This is a genomic window from Paenibacillus pini JCM 16418, assembly GCF_000576305.1.
GTDB classification, from domain to species: Bacteria; Bacillota; Bacilli; order Paenibacillales; family Paenibacillaceae; genus Paenibacillus_AQ; species Paenibacillus_AQ pini.
In genome coordinates this window covers 166,808-184,066 of record NZ_BAVZ01000004.1, presented here as the reverse complement: position 1 = coordinate 184,066, position 17,259 = coordinate 166,808, and the positions used below count along the sequence as shown (strand labels likewise).

Below are 17,259 nucleotides of genomic sequence, written 5' to 3'. Positions count from 1 at the left end.
GAAACTTGCTCCTTCAATGTATAGCCTCAAGTGAATTATGGATCTTAGGCATCAGTGAATTCTCTCCTTGTATTTCCCTGAATTGAGTATCTGAACATTTACGAGTATATCTTTTAGAGAATCCTCGTCTAATATAAAATCCTTATGTCGATGCAATTCATGCCATTTTATCGGATATTTTCGATATAATTTTTCATCTAACATAAATATATCGGATTGAATGGCAAGACCTTTTTTATAACTCATCATAATCTCATCTTGAATTACTTTTGCAGCCTGCTGCTCCATCTTTTGCTGAGGTGTATCACGAATAAGTTCATCCAAATAAGCTTCGGCAGTAAGCTTGATCTTGTATCGAACCCTATTTTTCTCAAAAATAGGAATGGATTGATAATGTGGCTTCACGATAATCAGAACCGCAGTAGGATCTTGACTGTCTGGAATGTTAATAGGAGAACGCTCAAGTTTGCGCTGGATCCACCTCGCGCCCTTTAAATCGTCTTCTGACAGCCAGCCTGTGAGCTTCTTCATATGATAAAAATAAGAACCATCAATTCGAAACATAGGCATCTCTTTTTTATCCTCATACCATTTGTTCCTCACAAGAGAAATGGATGGCAACATAACAGGTGAGCTAGTTTCATTCATTTGCGCATTAGCCTTGAATGCATATACAGGCAAAATAAATGAACGCTGAGAGTAGATTTGACTAGGTGAATCTAAAATGGTTTCTAATGGCGAGAGATTCAGTATAGATTTTTGCGTTAGAATATCAAGTAAAGGCTCCTTAGTTCCATAGATAAGGATGTTATAACGAACTTCACGGTAACGGTTAAGCATATCAAATGCTTCTGTTACGCCATGCTTAAGCATTCTCTCGGTACATATAACTGATTTCAAATGTCCCCAGAAAATTCTTCGCTGTGAAGTAGAATACATGGTCGTTAAAGATTCAGTGAACGTTTTCCCTTCTCCTTTACCCACCCATATGGGAACGGGTTTCCCCGATTCCCCACTTTCATTTTTAGCGATATTAGAGAAATTGAGCACCTGAACGTAACTCTTATATTTTCCATCGACAAAATCCAGACCAAGAGCTGTTACATAAGCCATACTTTGAATATCCTTTGCATTCCAACAGCCTGGTACTAACATTAATAAAGCAACGCAGGCAATCCATTGTATGCATTTTTTCATGGTTTATCATCCCCTTGATGATCGGAATCTATGGTGTCCAGAAATGATGGGCGGTTCTTCAACTTTGTCCACGGTAAGCGAAGAATAGAACGAATAAAATCTGGGGCCTTAAATGGTGAAATCGGTGATAAATAGGATATTCCGAATGTTCTAAGTCTTGAAATGTAAATAACAAGTACAATACATCCAAGAATGAGACCATACATCCCGAGAATAGCAGAGATTAGAAATAACGCGAAACGAAGAACACTCACTACAGAGCTAAGTGCCTGATTCACAAGGGTCGCCCCGGTTACAGCCGTAATCGCCCCAACAACGACCGAGGAGGGGGAAACAAGACCAGCACGTATAGAAGCATCACCAATGATCAAGCCCCCAATAACGGTGAGAGTCTGTCCAATGGAGCTAGGCAGTCGCACGCCTGCTTCTCGAAAAATCTCTAAGAGCAGTAGCAACAAGAAAAGTTCCATTTGCGCGGAGAAAGGAAGTCCTTGCCGAGCGGTAGCAATAGTGGCCATAAGCCGGTAAGGTATCTCATCCTGATGAAAAGCGGTTAAGGCAACCCAAAAGGCAGGGAGTACGATGGACAGAAAGAGACTGAGTCCACGGATCAAACGAACAGCGGATACATAAATGTAATTGAAATGGACATCTTCGGGTGATTTCATAAGCAAAGCCAAAGAACCTGGCCCGATTAATACCATTGGATTTCCGTCTACAATGATTACAAATCGGCCATTTAATAAACAGGCAACGACATAATCTGGCCTTCCAGTGGTATCAATGAGAGGAAACAGTGAGTATTTAGAATCAACAAGGAGTTCCTCTAACTGATTAACGGTGTAAAGACCATCGAGATCAATTTTTGATAACCGATTTCGAACCTCGTTAAGAATTTTTGGTGAAATAATATCACGGAAATATAATAGGCCTACTTTAGTTCTAGTCCTCCTGCCCATGATTTGTTCTTCAAAGCAAAGAGAATTACTACGAATCCGTTTTCTGATCAGAGCTACATTAGTAGAAATATCCTCAACGAAACCATCTTTTGGTCCCTTGATGGATATCTCTGTATTTGACTCATCGGGAGTGCGTAAGGGCATTTTGCTAATGCTCATCTCGTACAATTCGTTCGTTTGTGAGAAGAATATAATGATTCGACCATCAAATATAGTGTCTTCAATCAATTGAGAGTTTACATTCCCTACCATAGGTACTAAAGGTAACTTACTGTATAAATTCCCTTGATTCATGGTTAGAAAACCAGATTTCTGGAACATTTCATGGAGCTCCGGAAGAATAATCTTTGCAATCAGGGATGTATCCGTTAAGCCATCAGCATAAATAAGCATGATCTCAGAGGAGTGAGAATGATGATCCAAATTATACACTTTCATTTGAACATCAGCGCTTGCTGCAAATAATTGTTTGAACTTTTGTTGTGTCCAAATAGTATGACTCTCCGATTGTTGGTTTGAGTCTGAATTCGTAGAGTTCATGTGGTTTTCTCCTCCTTAGGCTTCTTCTTAGTGCTGAAAGAAATGCCAACCCATATCATGGTGGAGACAATTCCAGAGATAAGTGAGAAGGGGAAATAAAAATGGTATACCCATTGATAAAATCGCTCTTGGCTAATTGGAAGCATGGATAGAAGAATGTAACTGAATGTAATTGCTAAGATAAAACGTCTTCCCATTTCTCTAGTCTTAAAAGGCATAAGGTCCGCTAAGAGAAATAAGGCAATGCTGATACGCACCGTTGCCCCAGAAAGCCATTGATATACAGATAAAAAATCTACATGCTCAATATAATCCCCTATTTTTACGAGTCTCCATTGTTCATAAGGAGATTCTGTTTGTTTCGCGGCTTCGAGTGGTCCGAATTCCGTAATTCCTCCAATAATAGGACCTATAGTCATAAGACAGATGATTAATGCGAAGATTAATAAATGCCAGCTCTTCACTTGGGTTTTAATTCTGTGCTGCATTGTGATAATGATGAGTAATTCAATAAAACCACCTCCAGCGTAGATCATTCCAGTTAGTGGGGGCTGCATGCCATGTTCCAGAATAGGACGAAGTAAAGAGAAATCCTTCACTGGAGTATTCGCAACAGACACAAATATACCAAGAAGAACAACGATCGGTAATAGAATTCCGGAACTTATCGCGATCGAATTAATCCCGAGTTTGGCTGCGTAATAGCAAGCGAAGGCTATGGACGCAATCAAAACCAGTTTTGGAGTTGCTGGTAAATAATTGGTAATCGTCCAAGTAGCGGTATGCATAACTGTAAGTCCGCCGATTAAATAAAGCTGCAGGATTACTGGCGCAACGGCAATCCAAGAAATGATAGGATTACTTCGGGCAGCTAACCATGGTTGTAGCTTACTCTGTCCGGATTTTCTCATAAACCACACGAGTATTAGTACCCAAGGTACAAACAGCACCGTAGCAAATAAAACGGACAGCCATGCATCACGACCGGAGGCATCAAGTATCATAGGATTCAAGATTACGTGACTTGTAAGTCCGTTAGTCAGCATGAGAATTAAACAGACTTGAACGAAAGTAATTTTACTGGTGCTCATACCCTTTAATCACCTAATTTCACTGTTAAATGCTTAATTATTACCATATGGTGCCATAAATCACTTGATATTATGTAAAGAGATGGAAATAAGCAGCAATATTATAAAATTTCAACATATGAAAAATTCACAATAATAAAAATATATTCTGTCTAGATTCTTACTCTATACACCATCATTTCGAACTTTCTATATTTGTCACAACAGCAAATGATCGCACAACCAATACCTATTTAGATATAACAAAACAGGCAATACCAAAATTTAGGTATTGCCTGTTTGTATAAGATCTAATCTTTATGAAGTAAAGCTTCCCCAGCAATGCCTGGATTCGTCATTTGATAAGGATCCAGAATGATGTTGAGCTCTTCTTCTGATAGTACATTATAGAGTAAGCAGAGCTCACGAACCGATTTTCCCGTCGTGATCGCTTCACGGGCAATACGAGATACGACTTCATAGCCCAAATGAGGATTAAGTGCGGTAATAATACCTACGCTGTTTTCTACATATTCGCGGCAACGATCCTCGTTTACTTGAATACCTTCTATACAGTGTTCACGGAAAACACGGAAGCCCTGATTCATAATTTCCAAAGATTGAAGCAGGTTGTAGACAAGCACTGGCTCCATAACATTAAGTTCCAATTGACCGGCTTCAGATGCTAAACAAATAGTATGATCATTACCAATCACTTGGAATGCAATTTGGTTAATGACTTCACACATGACGGGATTCACTTTCCCTGGCATAATGGAGGATCCAGGCTGACGTGAAGGCAGAATTAATTCGCCCAATCCAGCACGAGGTCCCGAAGCCATTAATCGAATATCGTTCGCGACTTTGGACATGTTCATCATACAAATTTTTAGGGCAGCGGAAACTTCAGTATACGCATCCGTATTCTGAGTTGCATCGACAAGATGTTCTGCTGGCTCAACAGGAAAACCACTTAATTCAGCTAGAACTTCTGCGACATGCTTAATGTAGCGTAAGTCTGCATTAAGGCCCGTCCCGACAGCTGTAGCACCCATATTAATATGAAGTAAATTAGCTTTCGTTGCTCTAATACGTTTGATGTCCCGATCCAGTACACGAGCATAAGCCTGGAATTCTTGGCCTAAGCGAATTGGAACTGCATCTTGCAAATGCGTACGTCCCATTTTAATGACACCATCAAACTCTACTGCTTTATCAGTAAAGGCTTTATGCAGGTTTTCCATGGTAACTAGTAGCTTCTCTATCATAGACAGCGTAGCTAAATGCACAGCCGTTGGAAATGAATCATTTGTTGACTGTGCCATATTCACGTGATTGTTAGGGCTGATATCGGCGTAACTACCTCGTTCTTTGCCCATAATCTCTAAAGCCCGGTTGGCAATGACTTCATTTGTATTCATATTAATGGACGTACCTGCACCGCCTTGAATGGGATCCACGATGAATTGATCGATCCATTGGCCGTTGATAACTTCTTCTGCAGCCTGAACAATTGCATCGCCTTTGGCGGGTAGTAGCCTTTTGATTTCCATATTAGCGATGGCTGCGCCTTTCTTCACGATTGCCATAGCTCTGATTAATTCTGGATGAATGCGCTGACCTGTAATCGGAAAATTCTCCGCTGCGCGCATGGTTTGAATACCATAATAAGCTTCGGCTGGAACCTCTTTGGAGCCTAGAAAATCCTTTTCTAATCTCATGAAATCATACCTCCGACTGTTACGTACTGGAAAATAGGAGTCTATTGTAAACGCTATTACAATTAGACTCGCTACCATTATACGTCCTTGTTGATTCATTTAGCCAGCTAAATGTCATTGTGGTGAGTAGAAATTTGTCATATGTCCACACACAGAACACAGTTGCCTTTCAATAGTGGACGAGGGGGGAGAAAAGATTTGAGCCATATACCATAGAAAGAAGCTTACCCAAATGGGTAAGCCCTCATTGTTAAACTACATTAAATTGAATGTGGAACAGCTACGTCAGGATTGACGTCAGCATCATAATCCACACCTTCCGTTTCAAAACCAAATAACTGGAAGAATTCTTTGCGGAAACTTACAAGGTCAGTTAGTTCGTAGATGTTTTCTGTTGTAATTTGGTTCCAAATTTCTTGAACCTCTGCTTGTACATCTTCACGCAATTCCCAATCATCGATACGAATACGTCCTTGGTCATCAAGAGGAGTAACCCCTGATGCAGGATACAAGCGTTCCGAAAAGAGACGGTATGTCTGTTCAATGGTACCTTCATGCAGCCCTTTTTCCTTCATAACTTTGTATAGTGCGGACATGTAAAGGGGTACCACTGGAATCGCGGAGCTTGATTGGGTTACCAGACCCTTACTTACACATACATAAGCTCGTCCACCATGTGCAGCGAGTTTTTCATTCATTTGGAGTGCAGTCGACTCAAGATGATCTTTTGCCTGACCGATGGAACCTTCACGATAAATCGCTTGGGTAATTTCGGAACCAATATATGAATAGGCAATCGTTGTTACATCATTTGTAAGGACTTCTCCTTCACTAAGGGCATTCATCCATTGCTGCCAATCATCGCCGCCCATCACGGTTACGGTATCGCTTATTTCTTGCTGTGTTGCCGGCTCAAGAGTAACTTCGCTGACTTCACCTGTGTGAAAATTAACCGTTTTGTTCGTGTAAGAATGACCGATCGGTTTAAGAACGGAGTTGGAGAATTCCCCAGTCACAGGATTGGTTCTGCGAGCAGAAGCCACGCTGTAAATAACTAAATCCACCTTACCTAATTCTTTGCGAATGAGTTCAATTGTTTTGGTCTTCGTTTCTGTGGAGAATGCATCTCCTGTTACACTAAAGGACTTCAGTCCAGCTGCTTCGGCGGCCTTTTCAAATGCTGCTGAATTGTACCAGCCTGCCGATGCCGTACGTTTCTCTGATCCAGCGCTTGGACGATATACGCCAACCGTATTTGCATGGGCTCCAAAAGCAGCCGCGATGCGTGCAGATAGGCCATAGCCTGTCGATGCACCAATAACGAGTACATTGCGAGGCCCATGAATAGCAGGCTTAGCTTGTACATATTCAATTTGCTTCTGAACCTGAGCCGCGCAGCCGACCGGATGTGTGGTCGTACAAATGAAGCCACGTGTTCTTGGTTTAATAATCATGTATTTTATTACCTCACTTTACTTGTCTAATGCTGAATATGGATATGGATCCATCTAATCATACTATAATTTAAAATACATAAAAAGAATCTAAAAGTGAAGACGGTTATTAATGTTCTCAAATTCTTTGATTTGAAAAACAAACAAGCTAATCTCTGATGAATTCAGGGACCAGCTTGCAATGTAAATAATGGCATACTATTTTCTTTAGAGTAACAACATGATGACACAGATGAACGTGTACGATTTTTAAAGGACTGTGATTAACGTCTTCTGAATGTGCCGCCACGTGCGATAGCGAAGAAAATAAGCAACGCAACAATTGCGCCAAAAATAGCAGGAAAGATATGGAATCCGCCTATAACTGGGCCCCAAACACCAAGAATTTCGGTTCCTAACCATGCGCCGATAAAACCAGCAATAATGTTACCAATGACTCCGCCTGGAACGTCTCTTCCGATTAAATTACCACTTAACCATCCAATGACTCCGCCTACGATCAATACCCATAACAGATACATGCATTTGCTCCTTTCAGTGGAATTTCTCTATATTATGCTGGGACAGGTATTTAGATTCGCCCATTTTTGGGTAAAAATCCCTATTGGAGTTATTTCTGCAGTAAAAGGAGTGTGATTATGCTTGGAAGAAGATGAATTTTCTTTCAAAATCTCGTACATAGAGTTTTTCTTCTTGACTCAGATGCTTAGTGTCGATCAGATCGCGGGCTACAGTGATCCTTTTCGTGGTTATCTGATGGACGAGATAGAAGAGGAGTGGGAAGTAACGTTACCGATCCTTATTCGGAAAGGTTATCTAATACGTAATGATACGAAAGGAACATACGAGGTCGATGGTGCATTAGCTCTTTGTATTGAAGTATGTGGATCTAACTATGCCGTTCGTGCAACGAAACACATCGATGGGCTAGGGGATTACGAAGGGTTCCTATTTTTCACTCCTGAACTAGCCGTGGAATGGACAGATGATGGGCATGGCAATATGTTCATATGTCCTGTCGCTAATGCACCATTGTCTATTGATGTGCTATACGGATTATTTCCTTTGAATATGTCTAGTGAAAAAAAATGGATTATAGAACTGTCTCAAGTAACTTGGCGAGAATGGATTGTATACAGCTCCGAGCAAATGATGAACGCACTCCTAGAGGAAGGGTGTTTACCGGAGGCTGCTGAAGTTATTTGTCATTGTTTTCTTCATGCTGAGAGTTCGGGTTCCATGGAATATTGGACTCGTACAGGCTCCTATTGGAATCAAGAATCCTATCATTTTGTGAGAATAGGGGATCTGGCATATCTCGTATCTGATACGAATATGTCTTCGATTCGAATTCAAGCTTTTGAACCATCCATTGTCAAAGCTTCCCTCGAATGTTTTGCTGATTTGTTCAAGGTAGTTAAGGAAGGAGCTAGATCATGAGTCAAAGAATCAAAATTGAACCTGATCAATTGCAGCAAATTGGAACCCGCTTCTTAAACTGTAGTGAACAGAATTTGACCATGGCCCAAGAATTAAAGTCATTAATCGATGGGATGGGAGGAGAATGGGAAGGAAATTCCAAAGAAAGATTCTATGCATCCTATCAAGATGCACATCAGCAGCTTCAAAGTGTATCGACCTTACTAAAAGATGTTGGGGATGAATTAACGGCAATTGCCGAGAGATTCAGGGCAGCAGATACCAGTTCATAGAGGGGGTTTCATCCGGATGCGAATTCGCGCAGATGTTCAGGAGATGATGTCCATCGCTCGCAGTGTAAGAGCGGCTGGCGAAAGCTTGAGTATGACTAGCAGTCGAATTAGAGGCAATGTTCAAGGGCTAGCCTGGTCAGGACAAGCTCAGCAACATTTTGACGTGGAATATCAGAAAATGATGTCTCGTATGTCTCGTACCATCAGTCAAATGCAGCAGTTTTCCCAGCAATTAGAGCAGATGGCAGAAGCATTCCGACAAGCGGATGCACAAGTTGAAGCTAGATCCTGAGTCACATTGAGAAGACATTTGTATACCACAACATACATAGAGGGAGTGGGATTTCGGGGAGGGATGAACCTTGAGGATCGAGGGCAGGCATCCAGTCTAAGACATACAGGTAAGGAGCTCAGGCGAGCATCTGAAGAGGTACAGCGGCTGGAAAGTGGACTTATAAGAATGATGAATAGCTTCACACTAGAAAGCCGCGGACGAGCTGAAATAGACGGTGCATTTCGCGCCATGCAGCAGCAATTAAACGAGCTAAATCAAGAACTCGAGTCCCTTTCGCAATTTACAGAACGTAAAGCGGATCACTTCACCGAAGCCGATGGTAAAGGTACAGGCTTTGATGCGGGTAAGATTTGGTCTTTTACAAAGACGGCTGGAAGTATGGCGTTAGACTTTCTCCCGATCGTTGGTAATGCCAAAGGCATCATTGAAGCGATAAGTGGTCAGGATTTGATCACGGGAGAGAAGCTACAGGGATGGGAACGAGCATTAGCCGTGCTCGGACCAGCAGGCAAAGGTGTGCGTAACGGAGTCAAAATCATTAAGATGACAGATAAGGCGCTCGAAGCAACGGGAGCCATTACGCAGGTTACCAGACACAGCGACGAAGCTGTGGATGTAATCGCGGCAACGAAGAAGATTGAACATGCAGAAGAAGCAGGAATGGGCGCGCATCGTGCCGAATCCACAGCAGAGACCCTTAGTTCTGAGCAAAAAGCAGCGAGCGCAGCAGCAAAAGAAACCGATGAAGTAGCTACTGCCGCTGCTCCACTTATAGGGGGCGGATCTGCAAGCACCGTTGCTGCGGCCGCGATAATGAAGAATAAGGGTGGGGTGCTGGAGAAGGGGATTGAGGGGACGGGTGTTCATCGCCAAATTTCTTCAGGAGGATTGAGAAATGAAATAAAATTAACCAATGCACAAAGAAGCGAATTGGTTGATTATGCGAAAAAGCTAGGTTTTCCTGAAGAAAATATTGTATTTAGGGATAGTTGGAATACGGGAATGATGTATGACAGGTTGTATATAAATACCGACGTGTTACCTGCTAAATCTCCCGGAATCGGAACTTTAAATGCGAATAGTCGTGTCTCAGGTAAGGCAACCATAGCCCATGAAATTGTTGGGCATTATGACGCGTATGTAAATGGAAAAGCATTTAACCTTTACGATGTTGATCCTGCAACATATGCAAGAAACTTTGCTTTAGATGAAGCGCAGGCTAGTATTAGAGCTGCTAGATTTGCCCCAGATTTAACTTCAGCTGAAAGAATGACATTACTTAGGGATGCAATTACAAGATTGAAAAACGGTGGACTTCGTATTCGAGACGTTAAGGATGAGCTATATATCCAGAATAGATAGAAGGGAAGGTATTATATGGAAAAATTAATGGAAGTTGGAGATGTTTTTGAATCCAAAGAAAATGGAACTATTATAGTTGGAATTAACCCTGCTCTCGCTTCTTTAAATAAAATTGGTGATAACATTGTTCTTAGGACACCGGAAAACAAAGAGCTAGAATTGGAAGTTGTTTCAGTTCAAATTTCTAACTCACCAACTGATAAAAAAATGGTAGGCATATGTCTTGGTAAGTCTATTAAACCCATAGATATACCATTGGGGTCGATGGTATATCTGGTTTCATAGTCAAAGTTAACATACCCCTCCTTCAACCAATAACACATATTTACCATGTAATACCCGTATAAAGATTTCTCCATATCGTTTATACGCACATTTGATGTTTTAATTTTATAATTTAAATAACGCTATTTCGATACATCAAACAGGTTGATTATGGTGAAATACCACCATGATTGACCTGTTCTTTGTTAGCTTCGTTTTCTGCGGTTTATTTCTAAATTTAGCGAAACTAATAGGAGGGATTCAGGAACAAATTAATTTTATTAGCTGCAATTTTCAAATGTACTAGTAACTTTAAAATACCTTGTTGCAATTCTTTTCTATTTTTCAACAGGTTCGACCTTAATTTGATCTACAATATATTCCTTCTTTGCACGATCGAATTTATATGTGATGTTGAAATCACACACATAGGAGGGAGATATTCCTACGGATGCTCCGAGATATAAGTTGATGGTTTGGTTCTCCACTCCATAAATGACTACACCGCCGAAATAGAGCTCATCTTGTTTATGTTTTGGCGCGGGATCAAAATCATAATCGAAATGATATTCTTTTCCTTGCGTTTTAACTGAAATCGCTAATGTACCGTCACCATTCTTAGTCACCTTCGACTTTATCTGTTTGGCAACAATATCGTCATACCTTTGCACTTTAATCTCTGATAAATCCTCGGCTTGAATAACATGAATATCATAGATATCTAAGCCTGTCCCTCGACCCGTCTGGATGATAATAATGGCTTCTTTCTCACCATCACCCGTCAGATCAGTATAGAATACCTGAGGTTTAGTGCCAGTATTCGGCATGTTCCACTCCAATTTTTTTTGCTTTCCATTGATATGTAAGGATACCCTTTTTAGTCCAGCTTTCAACTCTTCAATCTTATAAAGTTTGACTTCTTTATTTGGTGAAGCAGCAATCAACTTTGAAGCATCCTCTTGATCGGGTTGCTTAGTATCCTGCTCATTGGAAGGTTGACCTGACGCCTTAGTAACATTTCCTGAATGATCTATCTCACATCCGGAAAGCAAGACAGTACATAACATCATGAATATACCCATTTCTTTTCTCAACTCTATGGTGCCCCTTTCATCTTGTCTAGCAGAAATTATATCAGAGCCAGTAGAAATATAATTTACATTATAAAAACAATATTTGATAATAAAGTTAAATAAATGTTAATATGTTGAATTTATTGCTATTCAACTGAATAAAGTTTTAACTTTTACTATAAATGACAAACTGGATACTACATGCTATGTTAGATGATCAAAGGGTTATTCGTTTATTCTTGTTGAAAAGAGGGTTCTTTTACATGTTTCAAGTCTTAATTATTGAAGATGATTATAAGATTTCTGCCATGCTGAAGGGTCACATGGAGAAGTATGGATATAAGGCTGCGACGGTTGATGACTTTGAGCGTGTAATGGAAAAGTTTCAGGAAATTCAGCCACATATCGTTCTCCTAGACGTGAATCTGCCGAAATTCGATGGATTTTACTGGTGCCGTCAGATTCGATCGATCTCGACCTGTCCCATTCTGTTTATTTCGGCGCGTGAAAGTGAGATGGATCAGGTTCTGGCGCTCGAGAATGGGGCTGATGATTATATCATCAAGCCTTTTCATTATGATGTCGTTATGGCTAAAATACGAAGTCATCTTCGTAGAGCTTATGGTTCATACTCAGCGAAAGCAGAGGAGCGAACCGTTGAAGCTGCGAGTTTAACACTCTACCCGGAGCGTTTGACGCTCACACGAGGTGATGTGTCGGTGGAGTTAACTCAGAAGGAATTACTTCTCATGGAAGCATTAATGAAAAAGGCCGATCGAGTCGTTAGTCGCAGTCGCCTACTGGACATGCTGTGGGAGGATCATCATTTTATAGACGATAATACACTTAATGTCTACATTACACGTATCCGTAAGAAGCTAAGAGAAATAGGGATGGAAGAACAGCTTGAAACGGTCAGAGGAGCGGGTTATATGCTGAAGTTAAATGGATTTGAAGCGACATGAGATTATTCTGGAAAGAGCATATACCGCTAATCATCATTTTTGGAATACAGATCATCCTTGTGGGTTCTCTAATCTGGCTTGCCTTAGATATGCATTCACTTGAGGTTCCTCTCTATAGTGCTGTTCTAATCGTTAGTATGTTAGCCATCTATCTCGTATATCGTTATGTAAGTCATATGAAGCTGTACCAAAGATTAAATGAACCGATGGCAAATATGGATCAATCTCTACTTGAATTAGGAGAAGCACCTCTAGCTGAAGCAACGACGCTACTGCTGCGCAGTCAATTTCAGCTATATAACAATAAGATGTATGAAACGCAGCAAAAGCTTGAATATCATACGGCTTTTATCAATCGTTGGGTCCATCAAATGAAAACGCCGATTTCTGTGATCCAGCTGACCCTCCAGGATTTAGATCTTGAAGATGAAGTTCAGGACCATATCCAAGAGGAAATGGATAGGCTCAAAAAGGGTCTCGAAATGGCTTTATATACATCTAGACTGGATCAGTTTCAGCATGATTTCAGAGTAGATCAGCTTTCTCTCCGTAAAGTAGTTGAAGCAGCTGTGGCTGATCATCGAATGTGGTTTATTCGCAAGCACGTGTATCCGGAACTCCGAGTGCAGGCTGATTTGACCGTATATAGTGATACAAAGTGGCTCCAATTTATGATTGGTCAAGTGATTACGAATGCCGTGAACTATTCCGCGGGTAAAGGGAAGCGGGTCATATTTACTTCATATCTGCAAGGACCTCATATCGTGCTCGATATTACGGATCAGGGTATTGGTATCGTTCCTGAAGATTTAGGAAGAGTATTTGAACCTTATTTTACTGGAAATCAAGGCAGGCAATATCATGAATCAACGGGGATGGGGCTTTATCTTGTACGTGAAGTGTGTAGGAAGCTTGGTCATAACGTAGAGATCAACTCGGTTCATGGAGAAGGAACATCCGTAAGATTTACATTTTATAAGTAATGGGGAGGCGCTGAGTATGATGGACTTGGCGTCTTTTGCATCTTTTTATATACGTTACACGAACATAACCTTACAAATGTTTAAGGTAAGCGTAAGGAGAATCCATAGTTACGAGGTAGGTAATGCTTTAAAGTAAAATTATAGTAAAACTAGCTTGAAAGGAGCTTTACCTCATGACTGAAATTTTAAAAGTAACGGGGCTGAGTAAGGTATATTCAGGGAAAGTGACAACCCGGGCGTTGACCGATATTCAGTTAACGATACACAAGGGAGAATTTGTAGGCGTTATGGGACCATCGGGGAGCGGAAAGACAACCCTTCTCAATATGGTCTCGACGATCGACACCCCGAGCTCTGGAGATGTACTGATCAACGGACATAATCCACATCTATTGAAGAAAAAGGACCTAGCTGCTTTTCGGCGTCGCGAGCTTGGGTTTGTATTTCAAGATTTTAATCTATTAGATACGTTGACTGTCGCGGAGAATATCGTATTGCCTCTTACACTGGATCGACAGAAGCTTAGCGATATCGAGCAGAAGCTGGCACAGGTCGCTGAGCGGCTGGGAATTACAGATATTTTGAATAAAAGAACGTATGAAATTTCAGGTGGACAGCGGCAACGTGCCGCCATTGCTAGAGCCATTATTCCGGGTCCTTCACTCCTGCTTGCAGATGAGCCAACAGGTGCCTTGATTCGAATTCTTCACGCATCGTTATGGAAACCTTAGAAAAATTGAACCAAACGGATGCAGCTACGATGATGTTAGTCACACATGATCCGCAAGCAGCGAGCTACTGTCATCGGGTGGTATTCATCAAAGATGGTGTGCTATCAGGAGAAATTCATAGGGGAGAGAGCAGACAAGCCTTTTTCCAGAAAATCATTGAAATGCTGTCTTTCTTAGGAGGTAATGCACATGAGCTTTCCTCAATTCGCGTTTAATAATGTGAAAAGAAATGCGCGAGCCTATTTTGCTTATTTCCTAAGCAGCAGTTTCATGGTGATGGTGTTCTTCACGTATGCACTTTTCATTTTCCATCCAGATATCAATAATACCGATCTTGGTTCGAACACTCGAATGGTGATGGAAATTATGGAATATATCATATATATTTTCTCATTCTTGTTTGTACTTTACTCGATCGGATCGTTTCTTAAGGCGCGAAATAAGGAATTCGGGATTCTAACGATTCTAGGTGCGACTCAGGGGCAAATGAGCGGGCTAGTCTTTGTGGAGAATATGATCATTGGAGCGGTTTCTATCGTAACGGGGATTGCATCCGGACTAGTTTTATCTAAACTTTTCTTGATGCTGAGTTCTGAGGTCATTGGAATTGATAATCTTGGTTTGTATTTTCCTGTAAAGGCACTGTTGCTTACGGTATCGGCATTTGCTGTATTATTTGTGGTCATCTCAGCATTTACGCTTATTCTCATTCGCCGTAACCGGGTTCTGGAATTGATTAAAGGAACGAGCAAACCCAAGACAGAGCCAAAGGCTTCTATTCTGATCTCAGTATTCGGCATTATCTTATTGGGAATAGGATATTACTATTTGAATAAAAAAATTGAGATAGCTGCATTAACAGGTATTGCAGGTACGTATTTCTTTTTTACACAGATTACAGTCGTAATGATGCGCCTACTTAAGCGTAGCCGAGCCTTAGTTTGGAGAGGAACCAATCTGATTTGGATCTCTGAAATGGCTTATAAAATGAAAGACAATGCCAGAATTCTATTCATGGTGACGGTGGTAACATCCATTTCATGTATGGCTGTTGCATTTGTACTGTCCGCAGATCAACGCAATAAAACGGAGTACTCGAGCAACCCCTACGCGATACAATATCATATTTATGATGAGCAAAGCATGGCAAAGGACTTGCAAGAAGTGGATAACATACTGAAGAAAAATAAAGTTCCCTATGAAACAATGAAAACCGAAGCTTACGTTTCTCCTATACAAGGAGCAGATAAGTCCTACGTTTATGTAATGAGTTTATCGAATTATAACATGCTGGCTCAAGCATTGAAGGTTCCTACCATGGCTCAACTGGCTAACCATCAATCTGTAGTAGTGGTTTCACCGATGTCGGAAGAACCTGTTTCTAATTGGTATAATCAAGATGTACTAAGATTAAAGAAGCCAGATGAGAAATTTGAAATAAAGCAAGTGCTTTATCCAGATCAGAATATTTCACCTATGGGTAATGATTTCACGCTGATCGTTAGTAATGACGAATATACAAAACTGAAGAAATCAATTTCAGAAGATGAGGCATCTCGAATCGAACATATGATTGTATATCATATTCCTGAGTGGAATCATAAGAAGGCATTAGATAAAGACGATCAGGAGTATCTGATTGGAACGGATCTTCATCAGCAGGCATTTGAGAAAATAAGCATGGTGAAATGATGAATTCTCTTACAACACGAAGTGGCAGATTCTCTGAAATGAAGCAGTCAACATCGATGATGAGCTTTGTTGGCATATTTATTACGGCTGTGCTTTCGATTTCTTCGGCCAGCTTTCTGTATTTCAAGCTCCATACGGAGCTTAGTCAGGATCAACAAATGTACCGGGCAATGTCCAAAATTGGACTTCGTGCTAAAGAGATGAGTCGGGCGGCAACGATTCAGATTGCATCACTCTTCTTCATTCCAATCGTTGTATCGACGATACAAACCCTTGTTGTTCTAAATGCAGTACGTAAACTTATTGGCTTAGGCGAGGTTAATTCATCCATCATGACGGCTTCGGCGGCATTTCTAGTTGTACAGATGATATATTTCATTCTGGTGCGGTCTCGTTACGTGCAGAAATTGAAGCGGGTTATGGTGTAAATAGAAATCATTAAGGCATGATCTTTGCTGACATCGGATACAACCGTATGTCAGCTTTTTTTTCGAAGACCTGTAATGAACAACGTTACAATTCCTGCCGTAATCTGTTGCTTAGAAGAGCCATAAACTTTTTGTTGATATAAGTATACATCTGGACTCAGGGCTGAAATGAGCGCAGTAGCTGTAAATTGGGTATCGATTGGAATGATTTCTTCGGCGTTTGATGCCTGATCGAGGAGCTTAACCACGATAGCATTCAGACTTTGGAAAATAGGATGTTCGAATTGAGTAAGCTGTCCTTTACCTACAAATTCAGATTTAATCAAATGTAGAAGATCGGCATGCTCATCTATGAAATCAATAACTTTTTCGATACAGCTTTCAAGCAGCTCTAGCGAAGAAGCGGATGAAGGTGATTTCAATACGTTAAACTCCAGCTCGGTTAAGAAGGACTCGGATCTATTGCCAAGTAAATCAGAACAGATGGCACCCTTATCGCTATAACGACGGTAAAGTGAGCCTTGACCGATACCAGCTTTTTGTGCAATTTGATACATATTTACGGCTTCGAGACCTGATTCCGTAAATAGTTGGCGTGCCGCTTCTAATATACGAATGGTATAGGGATCAACCTTTTTATTTTTGCGAGAAACGATCATCTTGTCTTCAGATTTGTGTTCCATCATCATTAATCTCCTTCTGTGTAGTGATCTCTTTATGTAAGGGTATAAGAATAATTTGACATATCGGACAATTGTCCGTAGACTAAAAAATGCCGATACGGACAATTGTCCGGTCAACTCATTATAGAGA

Annotated in this window: 17 protein-coding genes and 1 pseudogene; 10 read left to right on the top strand and 8 right to left on the bottom strand. The window is 40.8% G+C overall.

Going from position 1 to position 17,259, the window contains the following annotated elements:
- Positions 1 to 51: 51 nt before the first annotated feature.
- From JCM16418_RS08005 to JCM16418_RS07980, 6 genes are all read right to left on the bottom strand, one after another.
- Positions 52 to 1,197, bottom strand: a complete 1,146-nt coding sequence (locus tag JCM16418_RS08005; protein WP_036647468.1) for a Ger(x)C family spore germination protein — start codon at positions 1,195 to 1,197, stop codon at positions 52 to 54.
- Entirely contained in the window at positions 1,194 to 2,696 is a 1,503-nt protein-coding gene (locus JCM16418_RS08000; protein ID WP_036647466.1) for a spore germination protein, read from the bottom strand. Before JCM16418_RS08000 ends, JCM16418_RS08005 begins: the two co-directional genes overlap by 4 nt.
- The gene (locus tag JCM16418_RS07995; protein ID WP_036647464.1) at positions 2,693 to 3,787 is read right to left on the bottom strand and encodes an endospore germination permease; all 1,095 of its coding nucleotides are present in this window, start codon (positions 3,785 to 3,787) and stop codon (positions 2,693 to 2,695) included. Before JCM16418_RS07995 ends, JCM16418_RS08000 begins: the two co-directional genes overlap by 4 nt.
- A 290-nt stretch (positions 3,788 to 4,077) precedes the next feature.
- The gene (gene aspA, locus JCM16418_RS07990) at positions 4,078 to 5,487 is read right to left on the bottom strand and encodes an aspartate ammonia-lyase (RefSeq protein ID WP_036647462.1); all 1,410 of its coding nucleotides are present in this window, start codon (positions 5,485 to 5,487) and stop codon (positions 4,078 to 4,080) included.
- Between the two features lie 260 nt (positions 5,488 to 5,747).
- Positions 5,748 to 6,941 carry an enoyl-ACP reductase FabV gene (fabV, locus tag JCM16418_RS07985; protein WP_036647459.1) on the bottom strand — a complete coding sequence of 398 codons (1,194 nt, stop codon included), beginning with the start codon at positions 6,939 to 6,941 and terminating at the stop codon, positions 5,748 to 5,750.
- A gap of 263 nt (positions 6,942 to 7,204) precedes the next feature.
- Entirely contained in the window at positions 7,205 to 7,462 is a 258-nt protein-coding gene (locus JCM16418_RS07980) for a GlsB/YeaQ/YmgE family stress response membrane protein (protein WP_036647457.1), read from the bottom strand.
- Between the two features lie 121 nt (positions 7,463 to 7,583).
- Between JCM16418_RS07980 and JCM16418_RS07975 the strand changes: the two genes are divergently transcribed.
- The 5 genes from JCM16418_RS07975 to JCM16418_RS07955 all read left to right on the top strand — a co-directional run bounded on the left by JCM16418_RS07975 (position 7,584) and on the right by JCM16418_RS07955 (position 10,595).
- A complete protein-coding gene (locus tag JCM16418_RS07975; RefSeq protein ID WP_036647455.1) occupies positions 7,584 to 8,381 on the top strand; it encodes a hypothetical protein in 798 nt (265 codons plus the stop codon).
- A complete protein-coding gene (locus tag JCM16418_RS07970) occupies positions 8,378 to 8,653 on the top strand; it encodes a WXG100 family type VII secretion target (RefSeq protein WP_036647453.1) in 276 nt (91 codons plus the stop codon). Before JCM16418_RS07975 ends, JCM16418_RS07970 begins: the two co-directional genes overlap by 4 nt.
- 16 nt (positions 8,654 to 8,669) lie before the next feature.
- Positions 8,670 to 8,945 carry a WXG100 family type VII secretion target gene (locus tag JCM16418_RS07965; protein WP_036647451.1) on the top strand — a complete coding sequence of 92 codons (276 nt, stop codon included), beginning with the start codon at positions 8,670 to 8,672 and terminating at the stop codon, positions 8,943 to 8,945.
- Between the two features lie 63 nt (positions 8,946 to 9,008).
- Positions 9,009 to 10,310: a pre-toxin TG domain-containing protein gene (locus JCM16418_RS25710; protein ID WP_081765356.1), complete on the top strand. Its 1,302-nt coding sequence runs from the start codon at positions 9,009 to 9,011 to the stop codon at positions 10,308 to 10,310.
- 15 nt (positions 10,311 to 10,325) lie between these two features.
- On the top strand, positions 10,326 to 10,595 hold the full coding sequence (locus JCM16418_RS07955) for a hypothetical protein (protein WP_036647448.1): 270 nt from the start codon (positions 10,326 to 10,328) through the stop codon (positions 10,593 to 10,595).
- 317 nt (positions 10,596 to 10,912) lie between these two features.
- Here the strand turns inward: JCM16418_RS07955 and JCM16418_RS07950 are convergent, their stop codons facing one another.
- Positions 10,913 to 11,668, bottom strand: coding sequence for a hypothetical protein (locus JCM16418_RS07950; RefSeq protein ID WP_036647446.1), 756 nt, complete (start codon positions 11,666 to 11,668; stop codon positions 10,913 to 10,915).
- 242 nt (positions 11,669 to 11,910) lie between these two features.
- Here JCM16418_RS07950 and JCM16418_RS07945 point away from each other — a divergent pair, with 242 nt between their 5' ends.
- From JCM16418_RS07945 to JCM16418_RS23615, 5 genes and pseudogenes are all read left to right on the top strand, one after another.
- Positions 11,911 to 12,612 carry a response regulator transcription factor gene (locus tag JCM16418_RS07945; RefSeq protein ID WP_036647443.1) on the top strand — a complete coding sequence of 234 codons (702 nt, stop codon included), beginning with the start codon at positions 11,911 to 11,913 and terminating at the stop codon, positions 12,610 to 12,612.
- Positions 12,609 to 13,595, top strand: a complete 987-nt coding sequence (locus tag JCM16418_RS07940) for a sensor histidine kinase (RefSeq protein ID WP_036647441.1) — start codon at positions 12,609 to 12,611, stop codon at positions 13,593 to 13,595. Before JCM16418_RS07945 ends, JCM16418_RS07940 begins: the two co-directional genes overlap by 4 nt.
- Positions 13,596 to 13,768: 173 nt before the next feature.
- Positions 13,769 to 14,541: pseudogene (locus tag JCM16418_RS07935) on the top strand (ABC transporter ATP-binding protein).
- Positions 14,516 to 16,018, top strand: coding sequence for an FtsX-like permease family protein (locus tag JCM16418_RS07930; protein ID WP_052020126.1), 1,503 nt, complete (start codon positions 14,516 to 14,518; stop codon positions 16,016 to 16,018). Before JCM16418_RS07935 ends, JCM16418_RS07930 begins: the two are co-directional and overlap by 26 nt.
- Positions 16,019 to 16,056: 38 nt before the next feature.
- The gene (locus JCM16418_RS23615; protein ID WP_148298762.1) at positions 16,057 to 16,446 is read left to right on the top strand and encodes a hypothetical protein; all 390 of its coding nucleotides are present in this window, start codon (positions 16,057 to 16,059) and stop codon (positions 16,444 to 16,446) included.
- A gap of 50 nt (positions 16,447 to 16,496) precedes the next feature.
- On the opposite strand, the gene JCM16418_RS07925 is transcribed toward JCM16418_RS23615, so the two are convergent.
- The gene (locus tag JCM16418_RS07925) at positions 16,497 to 17,135 is read right to left on the bottom strand and encodes a TetR/AcrR family transcriptional regulator (protein ID WP_081765354.1); all 639 of its coding nucleotides are present in this window, start codon (positions 17,133 to 17,135) and stop codon (positions 16,497 to 16,499) included.
- Between the last annotated feature and the right edge of the window lie 124 nt (positions 17,136 to 17,259).

Excerpts from the sequence above, each read along its gene's own strand:
- JCM16418_RS07965 (WP_036647451.1), top strand. The coding sequence starts at position 8,670 with ATGCGAATTCGCGCAGATGTTCAGGAGATGATGTCCATCGCTCGCAGT.
- JCM16418_RS07980 (WP_036647457.1), bottom strand. The coding sequence starts at position 7,462 with ATGTATCTGTTATGGGTATTGATCGTAGGCGGAGTCATTGGATGGTTA.
- JCM16418_RS07945 (WP_036647443.1), top strand. The coding sequence starts at position 11,911 with ATGTTTCAAGTCTTAATTATTGAAGATGATTATAAGATTTCTGCCATG.
- aspA (WP_036647462.1), bottom strand. The coding sequence starts at position 5,487 with ATGAGATTAGAAAAGGATTTTCTAGGCTCCAAAGAGGTTCCAGCCGAA.
- JCM16418_RS07955 (WP_036647448.1), top strand. The coding sequence starts at position 10,326 with ATGGAAAAATTAATGGAAGTTGGAGATGTTTTTGAATCCAAAGAAAAT.
- JCM16418_RS25710 (WP_081765356.1), top strand. The coding sequence starts at position 9,009 with ATGAACCTTGAGGATCGAGGGCAGGCATCCAGTCTAAGACATACAGGT.
- JCM16418_RS07940 (WP_036647441.1), top strand. The coding sequence starts at position 12,609 with ATGAGATTATTCTGGAAAGAGCATATACCGCTAATCATCATTTTTGGA.
- JCM16418_RS07970 (WP_036647453.1), top strand. The coding sequence starts at position 8,378 with ATGAGTCAAAGAATCAAAATTGAACCTGATCAATTGCAGCAAATTGGA.
- JCM16418_RS07930 (WP_052020126.1), top strand. The coding sequence starts at position 14,516 with ATGAGCTTTCCTCAATTCGCGTTTAATAATGTGAAAAGAAATGCGCGA.
- JCM16418_RS08005 (WP_036647468.1), bottom strand. The coding sequence starts at position 1,197 with ATGAAAAAATGCATACAATGGATTGCCTGCGTTGCTTTATTAATGTTA.
- JCM16418_RS08000 (WP_036647466.1), bottom strand. The coding sequence starts at position 2,696 with ATGAACTCTACGAATTCAGACTCAAACCAACAATCGGAGAGTCATACT.
- JCM16418_RS07995 (WP_036647464.1), bottom strand. The coding sequence starts at position 3,787 with ATGAGCACCAGTAAAATTACTTTCGTTCAAGTCTGTTTAATTCTCATG.
- fabV (WP_036647459.1), bottom strand. The coding sequence starts at position 6,941 with ATGATTATTAAACCAAGAACACGTGGCTTCATTTGTACGACCACACAT.
- JCM16418_RS07925 (WP_081765354.1), bottom strand. The coding sequence starts at position 17,135 with ATGATGATGGAACACAAATCTGAAGACAAGATGATCGTTTCTCGCAAA.
- JCM16418_RS23615 (WP_148298762.1), top strand. The coding sequence starts at position 16,057 with ATGAAGCAGTCAACATCGATGATGAGCTTTGTTGGCATATTTATTACG.